Annotated in this window: 16 protein-coding genes; 2 read left to right on the forward strand and 14 right to left on the reverse strand. The window is 72.8% G+C overall.

The annotated features are described in order from the left end of the window. Positions 1-12 precede the first annotated feature (12 nt). On the forward strand, positions 13-1467 hold the full coding sequence (gene argG / locus ACGFSH_RS21750; RefSeq protein WP_393351018.1) for an argininosuccinate synthase: 1455 nt from the start codon (positions 13-15) through the stop codon (positions 1465-1467). Positions 1468-1587: 120 nt separating this feature from the next. Here argG and ACGFSH_RS21755 read toward each other — a convergent pair whose 3' ends face one another. Continuing rightward, complete coding sequence (locus ACGFSH_RS21755) at positions 1588-3015, reverse strand: RsmB/NOP family class I SAM-dependent RNA methyltransferase (protein WP_393351020.1); 1428 nt, start codon at positions 3013-3015, stop codon at positions 1588-1590. A 270-nt stretch (positions 3016-3285) separates the two neighbouring features. After that, positions 3286-4218: a methionyl-tRNA formyltransferase gene (gene fmt, locus ACGFSH_RS21760; protein ID WP_393351022.1), complete on the reverse strand. Its 933-nt coding sequence runs from the start codon at positions 4216-4218 to the stop codon at positions 3286-3288. A 264-nt stretch (positions 4219-4482) separates the two neighbouring features. Here fmt and ACGFSH_RS21765 point away from each other — a divergent pair, with 264 nt between their 5' ends. After that, positions 4483-5082 carry a hypothetical protein gene (locus ACGFSH_RS21765; protein ID WP_393351023.1) on the forward strand — a complete coding sequence of 200 codons (600 nt, stop codon included), beginning with the start codon at positions 4483-4485 and terminating at the stop codon, positions 5080-5082. A 201-nt stretch (positions 5083-5283) separates the two neighbouring features. Here the strand turns inward: ACGFSH_RS21765 and ACGFSH_RS21770 are convergent, their stop codons facing one another. The 12 genes from ACGFSH_RS21770 to ACGFSH_RS21825 form a co-directional block, all read right to left on the reverse strand. Next, the gene (locus tag ACGFSH_RS21770) at positions 5284-7446 is read right to left on the reverse strand and encodes a primosomal protein N' (protein WP_393351026.1); all 2163 of its coding nucleotides are present in this window, start codon (positions 7444-7446) and stop codon (positions 5284-5286) included. A gap of 322 nt (positions 7447-7768) precedes the next feature. Then, on the reverse strand, positions 7769-8977 hold the full coding sequence (gene metK, locus ACGFSH_RS21775; RefSeq protein WP_329407877.1) for a methionine adenosyltransferase: 1209 nt from the start codon (positions 8975-8977) through the stop codon (positions 7769-7771). Between the two features lie 240 nt (positions 8978-9217). Further along, positions 9218-10420, reverse strand: coding sequence for a bifunctional phosphopantothenoylcysteine decarboxylase/phosphopantothenate--cysteine ligase CoaBC (gene coaBC / locus ACGFSH_RS21780; protein WP_393351028.1), 1203 nt, complete (start codon positions 10418-10420; stop codon positions 9218-9220). 124 nt (positions 10421-10544) lie between these two features. Further along, entirely contained in the window at positions 10545-10817 is a 273-nt protein-coding gene (rpoZ, locus tag ACGFSH_RS21785) for a DNA-directed RNA polymerase subunit omega (protein WP_003988945.1), read from the reverse strand. Positions 10818-10887: 70 nt separating this feature from the next. Continuing rightward, positions 10888-11481: a guanylate kinase gene (gene gmk, locus ACGFSH_RS21790; RefSeq protein ID WP_329407881.1), complete on the reverse strand. Its 594-nt coding sequence runs from the start codon at positions 11479-11481 to the stop codon at positions 10888-10890. A gap of 60 nt (positions 11482-11541) precedes the next feature. Next, positions 11542-11865 (reverse strand): integration host factor, encoded by a 324-nt coding sequence (locus ACGFSH_RS21795; RefSeq protein WP_003977346.1) that lies wholly within the window; start codon positions 11863-11865, stop codon positions 11542-11544. A 309-nt stretch (positions 11866-12174) separates the two neighbouring features. Continuing rightward, the gene (pyrF, locus tag ACGFSH_RS21800; RefSeq protein WP_393351032.1) at positions 12175-13017 is read right to left on the reverse strand and encodes an orotidine-5'-phosphate decarboxylase; all 843 of its coding nucleotides are present in this window, start codon (positions 13015-13017) and stop codon (positions 12175-12177) included. Continuing rightward, positions 13014-14120: a quinone-dependent dihydroorotate dehydrogenase gene (locus ACGFSH_RS21805; RefSeq protein ID WP_393351034.1), complete on the reverse strand. Its 1107-nt coding sequence runs from the start codon at positions 14118-14120 to the stop codon at positions 13014-13016. Before ACGFSH_RS21805 ends, pyrF begins: the two co-directional genes overlap by 4 nt. 63 nt (positions 14121-14183) lie before the next feature. Continuing rightward, complete coding sequence (gene carB, locus ACGFSH_RS21810) at positions 14184-17492, reverse strand: carbamoyl-phosphate synthase large subunit (protein ID WP_393351035.1); 3309 nt, start codon at positions 17490-17492, stop codon at positions 14184-14186. Next, positions 17485-18642, reverse strand: a complete 1158-nt coding sequence (gene carA, locus ACGFSH_RS21815) for a glutamine-hydrolyzing carbamoyl-phosphate synthase small subunit (protein WP_393351037.1) — start codon at positions 18640-18642, stop codon at positions 17485-17487. The genes carB and carA overlap by 8 nt, the downstream gene beginning before the upstream one ends. Further along, entirely contained in the window at positions 18639-19262 is a 624-nt protein-coding gene (locus ACGFSH_RS21820; protein WP_393351039.1) for a hypothetical protein, read from the reverse strand. Before ACGFSH_RS21820 ends, carA begins: the two co-directional genes overlap by 4 nt. Continuing rightward, the gene (locus ACGFSH_RS21825) at positions 19259-20545 is read right to left on the reverse strand and encodes a dihydroorotase (RefSeq protein ID WP_393351042.1); all 1287 of its coding nucleotides are present in this window, start codon (positions 20543-20545) and stop codon (positions 19259-19261) included. The genes ACGFSH_RS21820 and ACGFSH_RS21825 overlap by 4 nt, the downstream gene beginning before the upstream one ends. Positions 20546-20549: the final 4 nt, after the last annotated feature.

Raw genomic sequence — 20549 nt, forward strand, 5'->3', positions numbered from 1 at the left:
CATAATCTTCCTATGTCCAAGGTCCTCACCTCCCTTCCCGCCGGCGAGCGCGTCGGCATCGCCTTCTCCGGCGGGCTCGACACCTCGGTCGCGGTCGCGTGGATGCGTGACAAGGGCGCCGTCCCGTGCACCTACACCGCCGACATCGGCCAGTACGACGAGCCCGACATCGCCTCGGTGCCCGGCCGCGCCAAGACGTACGGCGCCGAGATCGCGCGCCTGGTCGACTGCCGCGCCGCGCTGGTCGAGGAGGGCCTGGCCGCGCTCACCTGCGGGGCGTTCCACATCCGCTCGGGCGGGCGCGCGTACTTCAACACCACGCCGCTGGGCCGTGCCGTCACCGGCACGCTGCTGGTCCGGGCGATGCTCGAGGACGACGTCCAGATCTGGGGCGACGGCTCGACCTTCAAGGGCAACGACATCGAGCGGTTCTACCGCTACGGTCTGCTCGCCAACCCGCACCTGCGCATCTACAAGCCCTGGCTGGACGCGGACTTCGTGACCGAGCTGGGCGGGCGCAAGGAGATGTCGGAGTGGCTGGTCGCCCACGACCTGCCCTACCGGGACAGCACCGAGAAGGCCTACTCCACCGACGCCAACATCTGGGGCGCCACCCACGAGGCCAAGACCCTGGAGCACCTGGACACCGGCGTCGAGACCGTCGAGCCCATCATGGGCGTCCGGTTCTGGGACCCGCAGGTCGAGATCGCCGCCGAGGACGTGACGATCGGCTTCGACCAGGGCCGCCCGGTCACCGTCAACGGCAAGGAGTTCGCCTCCCCCGTCGACCTGGTCATGGAGGCCAACGCCATCGGCGGCCGGCACGGCCTGGGCATGTCCGACCAGATCGAGAACCGCATCATCGAGGCCAAGAGCCGCGGCATCTACGAGGCGCCCGGCATGGCCCTGCTGCACGCCGCCTACGAGCGGCTGGTCAACGCGATCCACAACGAGGACACCGTCGCCCAGTACCACAACGAGGGCCGGCGCCTCGGCCGCCTCATGTACGAGGGACGCTGGCTGGACCCGCAGGCGCTGATGATCCGCGAGTCGCTCCAGCGCTGGGTCGGCGCGGCCGTGACGGGCGAGGTCACCCTGCGGCTGCGGCGCGGCGAGGACTACTCGATCCTCGACACCGCGGGCCCCGCGTTCAGCTACCACCCGGACAAGCTGTCCATGGAGCGCACCGAGGACTCCGCGTTCGGTCCGGTGGACCGGATCGGCCAGCTCACCATGCGCAACCTCGACATCGCCGACTCGCGCGCCAAGCTGGAGCAGTACGCGGGGCTCGGGCTGATCGGCACCGGCAGCCCGGCCATCGGCGCGGCCCAGGCGGCCGCGACCGGTCTGATCGGCACCATGCCGGAGATGCCCGAGGGCGGCGCCGAGGCCATCGCCTCGCGCGGCGAGGTCTCCGAGGACGACGCGCTGCTGGACCGCGCCGCCATGGAGTTCGGCACGGACTGAACGCCCTCGGCACGGGCCGGCCCCTGCGGGGCCGAAGCCCGGCGAGGACCGTGAAGCAGGGCCGGGCCGCACGCCCACAGCGTGCGGCCCGGCCCTGCTTCGCTTCGCGGTCGGGAGGTGTCAGCCGGTCTTCCTGATCAGCGCCAGGTACATGGCGTCGGTGCCGTGCACATGCGGCCACAGCTGCACGTCGGGGCCGTCCCCCAGGGCCGGCACGCCGGGCAGCAGCGGCCGCGCGTCGATCAGCTCGGCCTCCGGGCACTGCTTGAGGACGTCGGAGACGACGGCCCGCGTCTCGGCGAGGTGCGGCGAACAGGTCGCGTACCCGACGACGCCCCCGACCCGGACCGAATCCAGGGCCGTGCGCAGCAGTCCGCGCTGCAACGGCCCGAACCCGTCGAGGTCCTCCGGCCGGCGCCGCCAGCGCGCCTCCGGCCGCCGGCGCAGCGCACCGAGGCCGGTGCACGGCACGTCCATCAGCACCCGGTCGAAGGAGCCCGGCCGCCACGGCGGCCGCGTCCCGTCGGCGGCGATGACCTGGTAGGGGCCGGGGTTGCCGGCCAGCGCCCGGGCGACGAGGCCCGCCCGGTGCGGCTGCTTCTCCGAGGCCAGCAGGACCGCTCCGCGCTCGGCGGCGAGCGCGGCGAGCAGCGCGGCCTTGCCGCCGGGGCCGGCGCACCCGTCCAGCCACTTCGTGTCCGGCCCGTCGAGCGGCGCGGCGGCCAGCGCGAGCGCCACGAGCTGACTGCCCTCGTCCTGGACGCCCGCCCGTCCCTCCCGGACGGCGTCGACGGCGCCCGGCTCGCCGCCCTCGGTCAGCCGGACGGCGTACGGCGACCAGCGCCCGGCGACGGCGGCGTCCTCCCGCAGGAGTTCCTCGGTCGTGGCGCGTCCCGGCCGGGCGACCAGCGTCACCTCGGGCCGCTCGTTGTCGGCCTCCAGCAGGTCCTCGATGCCGGCCCGGCCGCCGCCGAGCGAGTCCCACAGCGCGGAGACGATCCAGCGCGGGTGGGAGTGCACGACGGCGAGGTGGTCCTCGGGGTCGTCGTCGTAGGGCGGGGCGACCTTCTCGATCCACTCGTCGAGATCGTGCTGGGCGATCTTGCGCAGCACGGCGTTGACGAACTTGGCGCGCCCGTCGCCGAGCACCACCCGGGCGAGGTCCACGGACGCGGACACGGCGGCGTGCGTCGGGATCCGCGTCCCCAGCAGCTGGTGCGCGCCGAGGCTCAGGACGTCGAGGACCGGCGGGTCGACCTCGCGCAGGGGCCGGTCGACGCACGCGGAGATGACGGCGTCGTACGTCCCCTGCCGGCGCAGCGTGCCGTAGACCAGCTCGGTGGCGAGGGCCGCGTCCCGCCCGTCGAACTTGTCGGGCCCCTCCTTCTCCCGCGCCTTGCGCAGCAGCGGCGGCAGCACGAGGTTGGCGTACGCGTCCCGCTCGTCCACGGCCCGCAGCGCCTCGAAGGCGAGGAGACGGACCGGGTCCTTCTGGGGCCGGCGGTAGGGCTTGCCCGACTTGCGGGGACGCTGTGGCTGATCGCTCACGAAAAGGTGCTCCGGATTGCAGGAGGGAAGACGCGTCCAGCGTACGTCGACGCACACGCGGGACGGTGTCGAGGGGCGGGGCAAGGGCGGGCGGGAGTGACGGCGGGGGCACAGGGACGAACGGGGCCCGCCCGGCAGGGGAACGCCGGTGCTCCTCGCCGGGCCGGGCCGCACGGACGCCCGGTTCCGCCGGACGAACGGGCACGCTCCGGTGAGCCGCACACGGCGGGAAGGGCCGGGCCGCTCACGGCACCGGTCCGTGCAGGAGCGTTACGCCCCGACGGTCTCGCCGTCCGCGATCCGCACGCCGCGCGCCCAGTCGGCGGCCCGCATCGGCTTCTTGCCCTGGGCCTGCACCCACACCAGCTCGACCGCGCAGGAGCCCGTGCCGACGTGCACGCTGTTCTTGCCGACGGCGAGCGCGCCCGGCGCGAGGTCGGTCCGCTCGGGGACGGGGTGGACCTGGATCAGCTTGAGCCGTTCGCCGCGGAACGTGGTCCACGCCCCCGGGGCCGGGGTGCAGCCGCGCACGACGCGGTCCACGCGCAGGGCCGGCGTGGCCCAGTCGACCTGCGCGTCCTCCACGGTGATCTTCGGTGCGAGGGTGATGCCGTCGCCCGGCTGCGGCACGGCCTTCAGGGCGCCGTCCTCGATGCCGTCCATCGTCGCGGCGAGCAGGCCGCTGCCGGCGAACGCCAGCCGGGTGAGCAGGTCGCCGCTGGTGTCGGTGGGCCGGATCTCCTCGGTGACCGTCCCGTACACCGGCCCCGAGTCGAGGCCCTCCTCGATGAGGAAGGTGGAGGCGCCGGTGATCTCGTCGCCCGCCATGATGGCGTGCTGCACCGGAGCGGCTCCGCGCCAGGCGGGCAGCAGCGAGAAGTGCAGGTTGACCCAGCCGTGCGCCGGGATGTCCAGCGCCGCCTTCGGCAGCAGCGCCCCGTAGGCCACGACGGGGCAGCAGTCCGGCGCGATCTCCCTCAGCCGCTCCAGGAACTCCGGGTCCCGGGGCTTCGCGGGCCTGAGGACCTCGATGCCGGCCTCCTCGGCCCGCTGGGCGACCGGGGAGGCGACCAGCCTGCGCCCGCGGCCGGCCGGCGCGTCCGGCCGGGTCACGACGGCGGCCACCTCGTGGCGCCCGGAGGCGATCAGAGCGTCCAGGGCGGGAACGGCGACCTCGGGGGTGCCGGCGAAGACGAGCTTCATGAGTGGGCGGTGCCTCTCGAAGGGACGGACGGCGGGCAGCACACAAGTTTATGACGACCGCCGCGACCGCCGCAGACGGCTCGTCACCGCCCGGCGGGGTCGGCCGACGGCCGCGCGCCCCGCCGGGGCCGAGCCGCGCGCACCGGGCCCCCAGGGGCGTACGCATATGCCCATACGCCCCCACACCGTGACCAGCGGAGCGCCCCCGCGTTGTCAAGAAAGAGTTGACCCACTTTCTTCGACGCCGGTTCGAGAGGCTTGTTCATGGCCGACCATGCAACCCACGACGCCCAGGCCCGGGCCAGCCTGCACTTGCTGGTGCGGGACATCGAGCGGGTCCGCCGGCAGGTGGACGCGCTGCGCACCCTCACCGCCCAGCTGGGCAACGTCTACCGCCCGCGCCGTTCCGGCCCTTCCACGGGCTTCGTCGTCTACGGACGCGCCCCCGCCCCCACCGTCCGCCTCGCCCAGGAACTGCGCGACAGCGTCGAGACGCTCGTCACGGCGGCCGTGGACTTCGACCGCTCGCTCGGCTTCTCCTGGGACGCGGTGGGCTCCGCGCTCGGCGTCACCAAGCAGGCGGTCCACCGCCGTTACGGCGCCCGCCGCGCCACCGCGCAGAGCGCGGCCGCCACGGGCACGGCCGCCACGACGGCCACGGGCGCCGGCGCGGCCACGGTGACGGCCGAGGCCGAACGTCCGGCGGAGCCCGCGGTCGGGCGCCCGCTCGGCGTCAACACGGGGTTCCCGACCGTCCCCACGGTCCCCGCCGCGCGATCGATGCCGACCCAGCCGACGGCCGGCAGCCCCGCCCTGCGCGACGAGGTGCGGCCGACCGCCTTCCCCGGCCCCCGCAACGGCTGACGCCTTCGCCCCGAACCCCCCTCTGCCCTCTCGGCCGCATCCGAGAGGGCAGCCGCATTCCCGGCGCGGCCGGCTCGCCCCCGCCGACGCCTGCGCGCCCGCCGGTTCCGACCGGCCCACCGGTGCCACACCCCGCACGGGCCTCGGGCGGCGCCGAGCGGCACAGGCCTCAGCCCACCGGGCGGCACCGGCCGCAAGGGCTCATCCGATGTCCGGCGGGTCGATCCGCACCCGCACCGCTTCCTCGCCACCGCGGGCCATCCGCGCCGCCTGAGCCGCCTTCAACGCGGCGGCCAGCGCGGCGCCCCGGCCCGGCGGCACCCTGATCAGCGCGCGCTCCCACTGCTCCCCCGGCGGCGGCGAACCGGGCCGGCGGGGCCGGCCGGCGGGGGCCGCCGGGACCGGGACCGGCCCCAACAGCTCGGCCTCCCTGGGCAGTTCGACCGCCCCCAGGAACCCCGTCACCGCCTCCGCGGTCCCCGCGACGGACGCCATCCGCGACACCGGCGGGAAGCCCAGCTCTGCCCGCTCGGCGAGTTCGCGCACCGCGTGCCCCACGGGGTCCCACCGCACCAGCGCCTGCACCGGCCGCAGCGTCGGCTCGGCGACGACGACCACGGTCCCCCCGGCCTCCTGCGGGCGCACGAGCGCGGCGGCGGCGATCCAGCGGCGCAGGGCGTCCTCCCCGGCCCGCAGGTCGGGACGGCCCAGCATGGCCCAGCCGTCCAGCAGCAGGGCCGCCGCGTACCCGCCCTCGGCGACCGGCTCCGCGCCGGGCGTGGTCACGACGAGCGCGGGCGACGCCGACACCGTGTCCAGCACCTGCTCGCGCCCCGAGGTGCGCACGGGCACGGCGGGGAACGCCCGGCCCAGCTCCTCGGCGGTCCGTCGCGCTCCCACGATCTGGGCCCGCAACCGGAACGAGCCGCACTCCGGACAGTGCCAGGCGTTCTCCTCGCGCCCGCACCAGGCGCACCACAGCGCGCCTCCCGCGTCCCCGTCCCGCGCCTCCAGGGGGCCGGAGCAGTGACGGCAGCGGGCCGCGGCCCGGCACTGCGCGCACGCCATCCGCGGCACGTACCCGCGCCGGGGCACCTGCACGAGCACCGGCCCGTGCCGCAGCCCCTCACGGACCGTCTGCCAGGCGAGGGTGGGCAGCCGGGCGGCCCGGGCCGCCTCGTCCCGCGCGAGGTCGTGGTCGCCCACCGTCCGCACCAGCGGGGCCGCCCGTCGTACCGCTTCCCGTCCGGCGACCAGTGGCCGCGCCCACCCGCTCTCGACGAGCTGGGCGCCCTCCACGGTGCAGCTCCAACCCCCCAGCAGAAAGCCGCACTTGTCCTGCGCGGCCCGCAGCAGCAGCACCTCGCGCGCGTGCGGCTGCGGGGCGTGCAGCTCACTGTGGCTGTCGTCCCCGTCGTCCCAGAGCGCGACCAGGCCGAGGTCCTGGACCGGCGCGAACATCGCGGCGCGCGTTCCGACGACGGCGCGCACGGACCCGCGTCGCACCCCCAGCCACTCCCGGTAGCGCTTCTCGGGGCCCGCGTCCGCGGTGAGCAGGGCGTGCCGTCCCTCCCCCAGCAACGCCGTCAGCGCCGCGTCGACCCGCGCGGCGGCCCGTCCGTCCGGCACGACGACCAGCGCCCCGCGCCCCGAGGCGAGCGTGGCGGCGACGGCCCGCGCCAGTTCCTCGCTCCACTCGGGCCCGGGCAGCGCGTTCCACACGGCGCGCGGCGCGCCGCCGGACGCCAGCGACTCCAGGAACGCGCCTCCTTGCTCGTACCGGGACCAGGTGCCCGTGCGAGGCACCGCCGGCGGCGGCAGCGGAGCGGGCGAGGGCCGCTGCTCGGCCCTGGCGTTGCGCGGCGGCACGGCCAGTTGCAGCACGTCGGCGAGGCTCCCCGCGTAGCGGTCGGCGACGGCCCGCGCCAGCCCGAGGAGCCGCGGCCCCAGCACCGGCTCGGGCGACACCACCTGGGCGAGCGCCGCGAGCGGCCCCGAGTAGTCCGAGACCGCGAGCCGTTCGACGAGGAACCCGTCGATCAGCCCGCCTCCCTCACGCCGACCGTCGCGCACCCGGCCCCGCCCTGCCCCGAACCGCACCCGGACCCGGACTCCGGGCTGCGCGTCCGCGTCCAGCTCGGCCGGGACGGCGTAGTCGAAGTAGCGGTCGAGATGCAGGACGCCCTTGTCGACGAGCACCCGCGCGACCGGCAGTTCCTCGGCCAGCGCTGCCCCCCGCCAGGTCCGGGGCTTGGCCCGGGGCGTCTTGGCCCTGCGCACGCTCTCGCGGATGAGCGCGAGCTGCTCCGGCGGGGCGCCCTCCCCGGCCGCCCCACCGCCCCCCTGCCCGTTCTCGCTGCTCACGCCTGCATTCTTACCAAACGCCACTGACAACGGTCGCCGACGCCCGAACCGACCGACTCCGAAACCGACACCGTCACTCACACCGAAGGACCGTGCCCCGCATCACCTCGTCACCGGTCGGCAGGAGCCGGACGACGGTCCGAGGGCGCCGGGGCGCAAGGGCGCGACCCGGCGGCGGAGGCCGCAGACGACGTCGGCTCCCGAGACCGCACCGGGTCTCGGGAGCCGACGTCACGCACGACGGGAGCCGGACGGACGGCCCGGCCCGCTCCGGAGGGCTCCGGGGCGGGCAGGCGTGCGGTCCGGCGCGGCCTGTGCGGTCCTACAGGCCCGCGGCCTTGCGCAGGGCGTCCACGCGGTCCGTGCGCTCCCAGGTGAAGTCGGGCAGCTCACGGCCGAAGTGACCGTAGGCGGCGGTCTGGGCGTAGATCGGACGCAGCAGGTCGAGGTCGCGGATGATCGCCGCCGGGCGGAGGTCGAAGACGTCGTCGATGGCCTTCTCGATCTTCTCGGCGTCGATCTTGGCGGTGCCGAAGGTCTCGATGAAGAGACCCACCGGCTCGGCCTTGCCGATCGCGTAGGCGACCTGGACCTCGCAGCGGGCCGCGAGACCCGCCGCGACGACGTTCTTCGCCACCCAGCGCATGGCGTAGGCCGCCGAGCGGTCCACCTTGGACGGGTCCTTGCCCGAGAAGGCGCCGCCGCCGTGGCGGGCGAAGCCGCCGTAGGTGTCGATGATGATCTTGCGGCCGGTGAGGCCGGCGTCGCCCATCGGGCCGCCGATCTCGAAACGGCCGGTCGGGTTGACCAGCAGACGGTAGTTCTCGGTGTCGAGCTTGATCCCGTCGTCGAGCAGCGCCTTGAGCTCCGGCTCCACGACGAACTCGCGGATGTCGGGGGTGAGCAGCGACTCCAGGTCGATGTCGGAGGCGTGCTGCGAGGAGACGACGACGGTGTCCAGGCGGACCGCCTTGTCGCCGTCGTACTCGATGGTGACCTGGGTCTTGCCGTCGGGGCGCAGGTAGGGGATGGTCCCGTTCTTGCGGACGTCCGAGAGGCGCTTCGACAGGCGGTGCGCCAGGAAGATCGGCAGCGGCATCAGGGTCGGGGTCTCGTCGGACGCGTAGCCGAACATCAGGCCCTGGTCGCCCGCACCCTGCCGGTCCAGCTCGTCCTCGTCGCCCTCGACGCGGTTCTCGTACGCGGTGTCGACGCCCTGGGCGATGTCCGGGGACTGCGCGCCGATGGACACCGAGACGCCGCAGGAGGCGCCGTCGAAGCCCTTCTTGGAGGAGTCGTAGCCGATTTCGAGGATCTTGTCGCGCACCAGCTGGGGGATGGGCGCGTAGGCCTTGGTGGTGACCTCGCCGGCGACGTGCACCAGACCGGTCGTGATCAAGGTCTCGACGGCGACCCGGGAGGTCGGGTCCTCACGCAGCAGGGCATCGAGAATGGTGTCGCTGATCTGGTCAGCGATCTTGTCGGGGTGACCCTCGGTCACAGACTCCGAAGTGAACAGGCGACGGGACACAACGCTCCCTGGGGTTGCAGCGGCTGCTGGCTGATCATTGGCGGACGCGACGGGAGCTGCGCCCGGCGTCGTCCGAGAACAGTTTATCGGTGATACCCCGCCACCGGCCCACCCGTCTCGCCTCTCGGGAGCGCTGTGACCTGCGGCACGGGCATTGTGCCGAAAGCCGAGCACGCTTGGCCAGGGGCGCCGCGTCCCGATCGAGCCGGGCGATGGCCGACGACGAAGCGCATCAAACAGTCAGCCCAGCCGCTGCGTCACCAGGTCCCACACGATTTCGGCCAGGGCCTCCTTGGGCCCGTGGGGCACGGGTGTCTCGCTGCCGTCGGCGCCCAGCACGAGCGCCTCGTTCTCCTCGGAACCGAACGTTCTGCGCTCCCCCACCTCGTTCACCACCAGCAGGTCGCACCCCTTGCGCCGCAGCTTCGTCCGGCCGTTGGCCAGGACGTCGTCGGTCTCGGCGGCGAAGCCGACGACCACCTGATCGGCGCGCGCCCGGTCGGCGGACAGCTCCGCGAGGATGTCCGGATTCCGCACGAGAACGATCGGGTCCGGTTCCTTGCCGTCCTTCTTCTTGATCTTTCCGGCCGCGTAGGTCTCCGGCCGGAAATCGGCCACGGCGGCGGCCATGACGACGGCGTGCGCGTCGGCGGCCGCCTTCAGGACCGCCTCGCGCAGCTGGACGGCCGTGCCGACCTGGACGACGTCGACGCCCGCCGGGTCGGGCAGGCCGGTGTTCGCCGCGACCAGGGTGACGCGGGCGCCGCGGGCGGCGGCGGTGCGGGCCAGGGCGTAGCCCTGCTTGCCGGAGGAGCGGTTGCCGAGGAAGCGGACCGGGTCCAGGGGTTCGCGGGTGCCGCCGGCACTGACGACGACGTGCCGGCCGGTCAGGTCGGGCTCGCGCACGCCCCTGGCCAGGACGCGGCGGCAGACCTCGAAGATCTCGCCGGGGTCGGGCAGGCGGCCCTTGCCCGTGTCGACGCCGGTGAGCCGCCCGACGGCCGGTTCGATCACGACGGCGCCCCGGCGGCGCAGCGTCGCCACGTTCTCCTGGGTGGCGGGGTGCTCCCACATCTCGGTGTGCATCGCGGGGGCGAAGACGACCGGGCAGCGGGCCGTGAGGAGGGTGTTGGTGAGGAGGTCGTCGGCCAGGCCGTGGGCGGCCTTGGCGAGCATGTCGGCGGTGGCCGGGGCGACGACGACGAGGTCGGCGTGCTGGCCGATGCGCACGTGCGGGACCTCGTGGACGTCGTCCCAGACCTCGGTGGAGACCGGGTGGCCGGAGAGGGCGGACCAGGTGGCGGCGCCGACGAAGTGCAGCGCGGAGGCGGTGGGGACGACGCGCACGTCGTGCCCGGACTCCGTCAGCCGGCGCAGCAGCTCACAGGCCTTGTAGGCGGCGATGCCGCCGCTGACCCCCAGAACGACCTTCGGTGTGTCCACCGTCTCTCCCCGGACCTCGACGATTGCGTCCGCCGTGACTGCCGGCGTACGAGTCCATCACACACCACAGGCCCGGCAGTCGTGCTGCCGGGCCTGTGGAAAAACCAACTGCGAGCCGAAAATACTACTGGGCGGGGCCTTCGACGGCCTCGGACGTCAGCAGTCCGGCGTTGATCTCGCGGAGGGCGATCGAGAGCGGCTTCTCGTGGACGTGGGTGTCCACGAGCGGACCGACGTACTCGAGGAGGCCCTCGCCGAGCTGCGAGTAGTACGCGTTGATCTGGCGGGCCCGCTTGGCCGCGTAGATCACGAGGCTGTACTTCGAGTCGGTGGCCTCGAGGAGCTCGTCGATCGGCGGGTTGATGATGCCCTCGGGCGCGGAGATGGAAGAGGACACGCTCTACCTTCCGATGGATGGGAAAAGACCGGTCGTGATCACGAAGGCCGCGAGGAGAACGGGCTCGCGATCACACAACATCCATCAAGGCTAGCAGCTCACGCGCCACGTCCTCGACGGAGGTGTTGACGAGGGTCACGTCGAACTCCGGCTCGGCGGCGAGTTCGATCTTCGCCGCGGCCAGCCGGCGTTCGATGACCTCGGGCGGTTCGGTGCCCCGCCCGGTGAGCCGGCGCACCAGCTCCTCCCAGGACGGAGGGGCCAGGAACACCAGCCGGGCCTCGGGCATGGACTCGCGGACCTGCCGGGCGCCCTGGAGGTCGATCTCCAGCAGCACCGGCTCGCCCGACTCCAGGCGCTCCAGGACGGCGGCGCGCGGGGTGCCGTAGCGGTTGCCGGCGAACTCGGCCCACTCCAGCAGCTCGCCGTTGGCGATCAGCTTGTCCATCTCCTCGTCGGTGACGAAGAAGTAGTGGACGCCGTGCTGTTCGCCGGGGCGGGGCTTGCGGGTCGTCGCCGACACCGAGAGCCACACCTCAGGGTGTTGTTTGCGCATATGAGCGACGACCGTGCTCTTGCCGACCCCGGAGGGGCCGGAGAGCACGGTCAGCCGCGGACGTACGTCCGGGGGCTCGGGGGTCGTCCCCCGGAATGTTGCAGCCATGCAGCGATTATTCCAGCAATCCCGGAGTGCCCGGGACTCCCTGCCGGCAAGACCCGGCCATCAGGAGCCGGTGCTGCCGAACTCACGCTCCAGGGAGGCGATCTGGTTGGAACCGAGGCCGCGAACCCGGCGGCTCTCGGAGATGCCGAGTCGCTCCATGATCTGCTTGGCGCGGACCTTGCCCACGCCGGGGAGCGACTCCAGGAGGGCGGAGACCTTCATCTTGCCGATGACGTCGTTTTCCTGACCCTGCTTGATGACCTCGTGAAGAGAGGCGCCGGAGTGCTTCAGTCGATTCTTGACCTCGGCCCGCTCCCGGCGAGCCGCGGCGGCCTTTTCGAGCGCGGCTGCGCGCTGTTCGGGGGTAAGGGGCGGAAGAGCCACGCCTACGTCACCTCGGATGTCGAACTGTCGGATACGGACCGGCGAGGAACGTGATCGCCCCTCACCAGGGAGGCACGGGCGACACGCTTGCCCGTTCTCCCCCACTGCTTCGAAAAGCGTGGGGGTGCCCCCACTCGTCGGAGACTAGCGGCCAACTCCGCCAGAGTCAGCGAGAACAGCGGAAAAGTCCTGGTCAGCCTCCGTAGGGCCGGACATTTAGGACATACTGCCCTGGATTCGAGGATGTATCCCTGCCCGAGTCCGCCCTCGGCCGCCCGGCCGAATCCCCGGTCGGGCGGCCCGCGCCCGTCAGGCGGAGGTCAGGGCCGTGCGCACATCTCGCGCGAACCGCTCCACGGCGTCACGCAGAGCGACGACGTCGGGGCCGTGGCGCAGCACGCCCCGGCTCACGTTCGGCACCACGTTGCGCACCGCGGACCCGAAGACCCGGGGCAGATCCGCCGGGGTCGCCCCCTGGGCCCCGACGCCGGGCGCGAGGAGCGGCCCGTTGACGTCCAGGTCGTACGCCGAGAGATCGCCCAGAGTGGCCCCGACGACCGCCCCGAAGGAGCCCAGGGGCTCCTCCCCCGCGTTCTCCGCCGCCAGGTGCGCCAGCATCGTCGCGCCCACGTCCCGCCCGTCGGCGCGCACCGCGTGCTGGACCTCGCCGCCCTCCGGGTTGGAGGTGAGCGCCAGGACGAACAGGCCCGCGCCGCTCTCCCGGGCCAGCTCCACGGCCGGCGCCAGCGATCCGTAGCCCAGGTACGGCGAGACGGTCAGGGCGTCGGAGAACAGCGGCGCGTCCTTGTGCAGGAACGACTCGGCGTAGGCGGCCATGGTCGAGCCGATGTCGCCGCGCTTGGCGTCCATGACGACCAGGGCGCCGGCCGCCCGCGCCTCCTGGACCGTCTTCTCCAGGACGGCCACCCCGCGCGAGCCGAACCGCTCGAAGAAGGCGCTCTGCGGCTTCAGGAGGGCGACCCGGTCGGCCGTCGCCTCGACGACCGTGCGGCTGAACCGTTCCAGACCGCTGACGTCGTCGTTCAGGCCCCACTCGGCGAGCAGGGAGGCGTGCGGGTCGATGCCCACGCACAGCGGGCCGCGCTCGTCCATCGCGTGGCGCAGCCGGGCGCCGAAGGGCTCCATGGTCATGCCGTCCTCCTCACGTCGGCGCCGACCGCGTCGGCGAGGGTGGCGTACGGGCTCGTCCGCAGGCGGGCGGCGAGGCCCTTGTGGACGGCCCGGCCCCAGAAGGGCCCTTCGTAGACGAACGCGCTGTACCCCTGGACCAGCGTGGCGCCGGCCAGGACGCGCTGCCAGGCGTCCTCGGCGTTCTCCACGCCGCCGACGCCCACCAGGGTGATCCGGTCGCCCACGCGCGCGTAGAGGCGGCGCAGCACCTCCAGGGAGCGGGCCTTGAGCGGGGCGCCGGACAGTCCGCCCGTCTCCTTGACCAGCGCGGGGTCGGAGGTCAGTCCGAGGCCCTCGCGCGCGATGGTGGTGTTGGTGGCGATGATGCCGTCCAGGCCCAGCTCCACGGCCAGGTCGGCGACCGCGTCGACGTCGTCGTCGGCCAGGTCCGGGGCGATCTTCACCAGCAGCGGGACCCGGCGCGCGCGCACCGCGCGGTCGGCGGCCTCGCGGACGGCGACGAGCAGCGGCCGCAGGGCCTCGGTGGCCTGAAGGTTGCGCAGGCCGGGCGTGTTCGGCGAGGAGACGTTCACGACCAGGTAGTCGGCGTAGGGCGCGAGCCGCTCGGCCGACTTCACGTAGTCCCCGACGGCCTCCTCCTCGGGGACGACCTTGGTCTTGCCGATGTTGACGCCGACCACGGGCTTGAAGACGGGCGTGCGGGAGGCCAGGCGGGCGGCGACGGCGAGCGAGCCGTCGTTGTTGAAGCCCATCCGATTGACGAGCGCCCGGTCCTTCACGAGACGGAAGAGCCGCCGCTTGGGGTTGCCGGGCTGCGGCTCGCCGGTGACGGTGCCGATCTCGACGTGGTCGAAGCCGAGCATCGCCATGCCGTCGATCGCGATCGCGTTCTTGTCGAAGCCGGCGGCGAGTCCGAAGGGGCCGTGCATGCGCAGCCCGAAAGCCTCGGTGCGCAGTTCCTTGTAGCGGGGGGCGAGGGCGGCGGCGACGAAGGTGCGCAGCACGGGGACGCGGACGGCGAGGCGGATCCAGCGGAAGGCGAGGTAGTGGGCCCGTTCGGGGTCCATCCGGCGGAAGACGAGCTTGAAGAAGATCTTGTACATGGTTCCCTCATGAAGAGCCTCATGAAGAGGGGGACACCGTTTCCGGTGTCCCCCTCAGGGCTGCTAGTCGCGGGCCGCGGTCAGCCGTTCGGCGTGTTCCTGGAGTGAGCGGACGCCCACGTCGCCGTGGTTGAGGGCGTCGATGCCCTGGACGGCGGCGGCGAGCGCCTGGACCGTCGTCAGACACGGCACGGACCGGGCCACGGCCGCCGTGCGGATCTCGTAGCCGTCGAGACGGCCGCCGGTGCCGTACGGGGTGTTGACGATGAGGTCGACCTCCCCGTCGTGGATGCACTGGACGATGGTCTTCTCGCCGTTGGGGCCGGTGCCCTCGGACTGCTTGCGCACCACCGTGGCGTTGATGCCGTTGCGCCGCAGGACCTCGGCGGTGCCGGAGGTGGCGAGCAGCTCGAAGCCGTGGGCGACCAGTTCGCGCGCGGGGAAGATCATCGAGCGCTTGTCGCGGTTGGCGACCGAGATGAACGCGCGGCCCTTGGTGGGCAGCGGGCCGTAGGCGCCCGCCTGCGACTTGGCGTACGCCGTGCCGAAGACGGAGTCGATGCCCATGACCTCGCCGGTGGAGCGCATCTCGGGGCCGAGGACGGTGTCGACGCCGCGGCCGGAGGTGTCCCGGAAGCGGGTCCACGGCATCACGGCCTCCTTGACGGAGATCGGCGCGTCCAGCGGCAGCTCGCCGCCGTCGCCGGTCGCCGGGAGGATGCCCTCCGCGCGCAGCTCGGCGACGGTCGCGCCCAGCGAGATCCGGGCGGCGGCCTTCGCCAGCGGCACCGCGGTGGCCTTCGAGGTGAAGGGCACGGTGCGCGAGGCGCGCGGGTTGGCCTCCAGCACGTAGAGGATGTCGCCGGCCATCGCGAACTGGATGTTGATCAGGCCGCGCACGCCGACGCCCTTGGCGATCGCCTCGGTGGAGGCCCGCAGGCGCTTGATGTCGAAGCCGCCCAGGGTGATCGGGGGCAGGGCGCAGGCCGAGTCGCCGGAGTGGATGCCGGCCTCCTCGATGTGCTCCATCACGCCGCCGAGGTACAGCTCCTCGCCGTCGTACAGGGCGTCGACGTCGATCTCGATGGCGTCGTCGAGGAAGCGGTCGACCAGGACCGGCCGGGTGGGGCTGATCTCGGTGGACTCGGCGATGTAGGACGACAGCCGGGTCTCGTCGTAGACGATCTCCATGCCGCGGCCGCCGAGCACGTAGGACGGCCGGACGAGGACCGGGTAGCCGATCTCGTCGGCGATGGCCTTGGCCTCGGTGAAGGTGGTGGCGGTGCCGTGCTTGGGGGCCGGCAGGCCCGCCTCGGCGAGGACGCGTCCGAAGGCGCCCCGGTCCTCGGCCGCGTGGATGGCCTCGGGCGGGGTGCCGACGATCGGCACCCCGTTGTCCTTCAGCGCCTGCGCCAGGCCGAGCGGGGTCTGTCCGCCGAGCTGGACGACGACGCCGGCGATCGGGCCGGCCTGCGCCTCCGCGTGGACGACCTCCAGCACGTCCTCGAGCGTCAGCGGCTCGAAGTACAGGCGGTCGGAGGTGTCGTAGTCGGTGGAGACGGTCTCGGGGTTGCAGTTGACCATAACGGTCTCGTAGCCCGCGTCGCTCAGCGCGAAGGAGGCGTGGACGCAGGAGTAGTCGAACTCGATGCCCTGGCCGATGCGGTTGGGGCCGGAGCCCAGGATGATCACGGCGGGCTTCTCGCGCGGCGCGACCTCGCTCTCCTCGTCGTAGGAGGAGTAGAAGTACGGCGTCTTCGCGGCGAACTCGGCGGCGCAGGTGTCGACCGTCTTGTAGACCGGGCGCACACCCAGCGCGTGGCGGACCTCGCGCACCACGTCCTCGCGCAGCCCGCGGATCTCGGCGATCTGCTGGTCGGAGAAGCCGTGGCGCTTGGCCTCGGCGAGCAGTTCGCCGTCGAGGCGGTCGGCGGCGGCCAGCTCGTCGGCGGTCTCCTTGATCAGGAAGAGCTGGTCGACGAACCAGGGGTCGATCTTCGTGGACTCGAAGACCTCCTCGGGCGTGGCGCCCGCGCGGATGGCCTGCATGACGGTGTTGATGCGGCCGTCGGTGGGGCGCTCGGCCTCGCGCAGCAGCTCGTCCTTGTCGCCGGGGTCGCCGACGAAGGTGAACTGGCTGCCCTTCTTCTCCAGGGAGCGCAGCGCCTTCTGGAAGGCCTCGGTGAAGTTGCGGCCGATGGCCATGGCCTCGCCGACCGACTTCATGGTCGTGGTCAGCGTGGAGTCGGCGCTGGGGAACTTCTCGAAGGCGAATCGCGGAGCCTTGACGACGACGTAGTCGAGGGTGGGCTCGAAGGAGGCCGGGGTCTCCCGCGTGATGTCGTTGGGGATCTCGTCGAGGGTGTAGCCGACGGCGAGCTTGGCCGCGATCTTCGCAATCGGGAAGCCGGTCGCCTTGGAGGCGAGCGCCGAGGACCGCGACACGCGCGGGTTCATCTCGATGACGATGACGCGGCCGTCCTCGGGGTTCACCGCGAACTGGATGTTGCAGCCGCCGGTGTCGACGCCGACCTCGCGGATGATCGCGATGCCGACGTCGCGCAGCACCTGGTACTCGCGGTCGGTCAGCGTCATCGCGGGGGCGACGGTGATCGAGTCGCCGGTGTGCACGCCCATGGGGTCGAAGTTCTCGATGGAGCAGACGACCACGACGTTGTCGTGCTTGTCGCGCATCAGCTCCAGCTCGTACTCCTTCCAGCCGAGGATGGACTCCTCCAGGAGCACCTCGGTGGTCGGCGAGAGGGTGAGGCCCTGGCCGGCGATGCGGCGCAGCTCCTCCTCGTCGTGGGCGAAGCCGGAGCCCGCGCCGCCCATGGTGAAGGACGGGCGCACGACGACCGGGTAGCCGCCCAGTTCGTCGACTCCGGCGATCACCTCGTCCATGGTGTGGCAGATGACCGAGCGGGCGGACTCGCCGTGACCGGTCCTGGCACGGACGGCTTCCACGACGCCCTTGAACAGGTCGCGGTCCTCGCCCTTGTTGATGGCCTCGACGTTGGCGCCGATCAGTTCGACGCCGTACTTGTCGAGGACGCCGTTCTCGGCGAGCGAGATCGCCGTGTTGAGGGCCGTCTGGCCGCCCAGGGTGGGCAGCAGGGCGTCGGGCCGCTCCTTGGCGATGATCTTCTCGACGAACTCGGGGGTGATCGGCTCGACGTAGGTGGCGTCGGCGATCTCCGGGTCGGTCATGATCGTCGCCGGGTTGGAGTTGACCAGGATCACCCGCAGGCCCTCGGCGCGCAGGATGCGGCACGCCTGGGTGCCGGAGTAGTCGAACTCGGCGGCCTGGCCGATGACGATCGGGCCGGAGCCGATGACCAGGACGGACTGGATATCGGTGCGCTTAGGCACGCTGGCCCTCCATCGGGACGGTGCTCATCAAGGTCGTGAAGCGGTCGAAGAGGTAGGCGGCGTCGTGCGGGCCCGCTGCCGCTTCGGGGTGGTACTGCACGGAGAAGGCCGGCTGGTCGAGCAGGTGCAGCCCCTCCACGACGTCGTCGTTGAGGCACACGTGCGAGACCTCGACGCGGCCGAACTTCGTCTCGCTGACCTTGTCGAGCGGCGCGTCCACGGCGAAGCCGTGGTTGTGCGCGGTGACCTCGACCTTGCCGGTCGTGCGGTCCTGCACGGGCTGGTTGATGCCCCGGTGGCCGTACTTCAGCTTGTAGGTGCCGAAGCCGAGGGCGCGGCCGAGGATCTGGTTGCCGAAGCAGATGCCGAACACGGGCGTCCTGCGCTCCAGCACGGCGGTCATGAGCGCGACGGGGCCGTCGGCGGTGGCCGGGTCGCCCGGACCGTTGGAGAAGAAGACGCCGTCCGGGGCGACGGCGTAGACGTCGTCGACGGTCGCCGTCGCCGGGAGCACGTGCACCTCGATGCCGCGCTCGGCCATGCGGTGCGGGGTCATGCCCTTGATGCCGAGGTCGATGGCGGCGACGGTGAAGCGCTTCTCGCCGACCGCGGGCACCACGTAGGCCTCCTTGGTGGCGACCTCCTCGTACAGGCTCGCGCCCTTCATGTGGGGCTGGGCCTGCACGCGCGCGAGGAGCTCGCCGTCGGGGGCGATCGCCTCGCCGGAGAAGACGCCGGCGCGCATGGAGCCGCGCTCGCGCAGGTGGCGCGTGAGAGCGCGGGTGTCGACGCCGGAGATCCCGACGACGCCCTGGGCGGCCAGCTCGTCGTCCAGGGAGCGCTTGGCGCGCCAGTTGGACGGCACGCGCGCGGGGTCGCGCACGACATAGCCGGCGACCCAGATGCGGCCCGACTCGTCGTCCTCGTCGTTCCAGCCGGTGTTGCCGATCTGCGGGGCGGTCGCGACGACGATCTGGCGGTCGTACGACGGGTCGGTCAAGGTCTCCTGGTAGCCGGTCATGCCGGTGGAGAACACCGCCTCGCCGAAGGTCTCCCCCACGGCCCCGTAGGCGCGTCCGCGGAAGATGCGGCCGTCCTCCAGGACGAGTACGGCGGGAGTCCTGGCGGCTCCCCTGGTGGAGGTCGTCATCGTGCGCCTTCCGTCGTGTCGTTCTTGATCATGGAGTTGATGGCGTCGACCCAGGCGGTGTGCTCGGCCGCGTGGTCCGAGCGGAACCCGGAGTCGAGCAGCCGGTCGCCGTGCGCCCAGGTCACCACCAGCAGCCCGCCCTCGGTGAGGACCTTGCCGGCGATGCCCTTGTCGAGCCGGGCCCCGCGCAGGGCGGCGGCCGGGACGAAGAAGTCGCTCGCGCCGGGGCGCACGACGTCCAGTCCCGCGTCCGTCAGGGTGAGCTCGGCCCGGCTGCGGGTGCCCAGGCCGTGCGCCACGATGCGGTCGAGCCACTGCCCGGCGCTGGTGGAGCCGTGGTAGCGGCCGCTCATGCCCAGTCTCACCGGGCCCGGCTCGTCCGGCATTCCAGGAAGCGGCGGCTCGCCGCCTCCGTTGAGGGTGGTGGTGGGAGACGGGCGGGCGGGCAGCTCGGGCAGGTCGCCCTGGAGGGTCCCGCGCCACTTCCAGCCCTCGCGCATCAGCCAGTAGACGAGCGCGACGAAGAGGCCGAGGCCGACCACCCAGCCGACCCGTGCGGCCCAGTCGGTCACTTGGGCCGATTCCTTCTCGGCCGCGAGCAGTAGTGCTGCAGATGTCACGTGAGCTTCCCGTCGACGAGCGTGGCCTTGCCCCGCAGCCAGGTGTGCGTGACCCGGCCCGGCAGCTCACGCCCCTCGTACGGGGTGTTGCGGCTGCGCGAGGCGAAGCCCGCGGGGTCCACGGACCCACGGTATTCCGTGTCGACGAGCGTGAGGTTGGCGGGCTCACCAGCCGAGACGGGACGACCGTGGCCGGCGGCCCGTCCGATCCGGGCGGGCGCGCAGGACATGCGGTCGGCGACTCCGGCCCAGTCCAGCAGGCCCGTCTGCACCATGGTCTCCTGGACCACCGACAGCGCGGTCTCCAGGCCGACCATGCCCATGGCGGCCGCGGCCCACTCGCAGTCCTTGTCCTCGTGCGGGTGGGGGGCGTGGTCGGTGGCCACGATGTCGATCGTGCCGTCGGCGAGCGCCTCGCGCAGGGCGAGGACGTCCCGCTCGGTGCGCAGCGGCGGGTTCACCTTGTAGACGGGGTTGTAGGAGCGGACCAGCTCGTCGGTGAGGAGCAGGTGGTGCGGGGTGACCTCGGCGGTGACGTCGATGCCGCGGGACTTGGCCCAGCGGACGATCTCGACGGATCCCGCGGTGGAGAGGTGGCAGATGTGGACGCGGGAGCCGACGTGCTCGGCGAGCAGGACGTCCCGGGCGATGATCGACTCCTCGGCGACCGCGGGCCAGCCGCCCAGCCCCAGCTCGGCGGAGACGACGCCCTCGTTCATCTGGGCGCCCTCGGTCAGCCGCGGCTCCTGCGCGTGCTGGGCGACGACCCCGCCGAAGGCCTTCACGTACTCCAGGGCCCGGCGCATGATCACGGCGTCGTCGACGCACTTGCCGTCGTCGGAGAAGACGGTGACCCCGGCTGCCGACTCGTGCATGGCGCCCAGCTCGGCGAGCTTGCGGCCCTCCAGTCCGACGGTGACCGCGCCGATGGGCTGCACGTCGCAGTAGCCGTGCTCCTGCCCCAGGCGGTAGACCTGCTCGACCACGCCGGCCGTGTCGGCGACGGGGAAGGTGTTGGCCATGGCGAAGACGGCCGTGTAACCGCCGGAGGCGGCGGCGCGGGTGCCGGTCAGCACGGTCTCGGAGTCCTCGCGGCCCGGCTCGCGCAGATGGGTGTGCAGGTCGACCAGGCCCGGCAGCAGCACCTTGCCCGCGGCCTCGACGACCTCGGCGCCGTCGGCGCTCAGGCCGGTGCCCACCTCGGCGATCGTGTCCCCGTCGATGAGGACGTCCTGGGGCTCGCCGCCGAGCACCTTCGCACCACGGATCAGGATCTTGCTCATGTTC

The organism is Streptomyces sp. NPDC048481 (assembly GCF_043200075.1).
GTDB lineage: Bacteria > Actinomycetota > Actinomycetes > Streptomycetales > Streptomycetaceae > Streptomyces.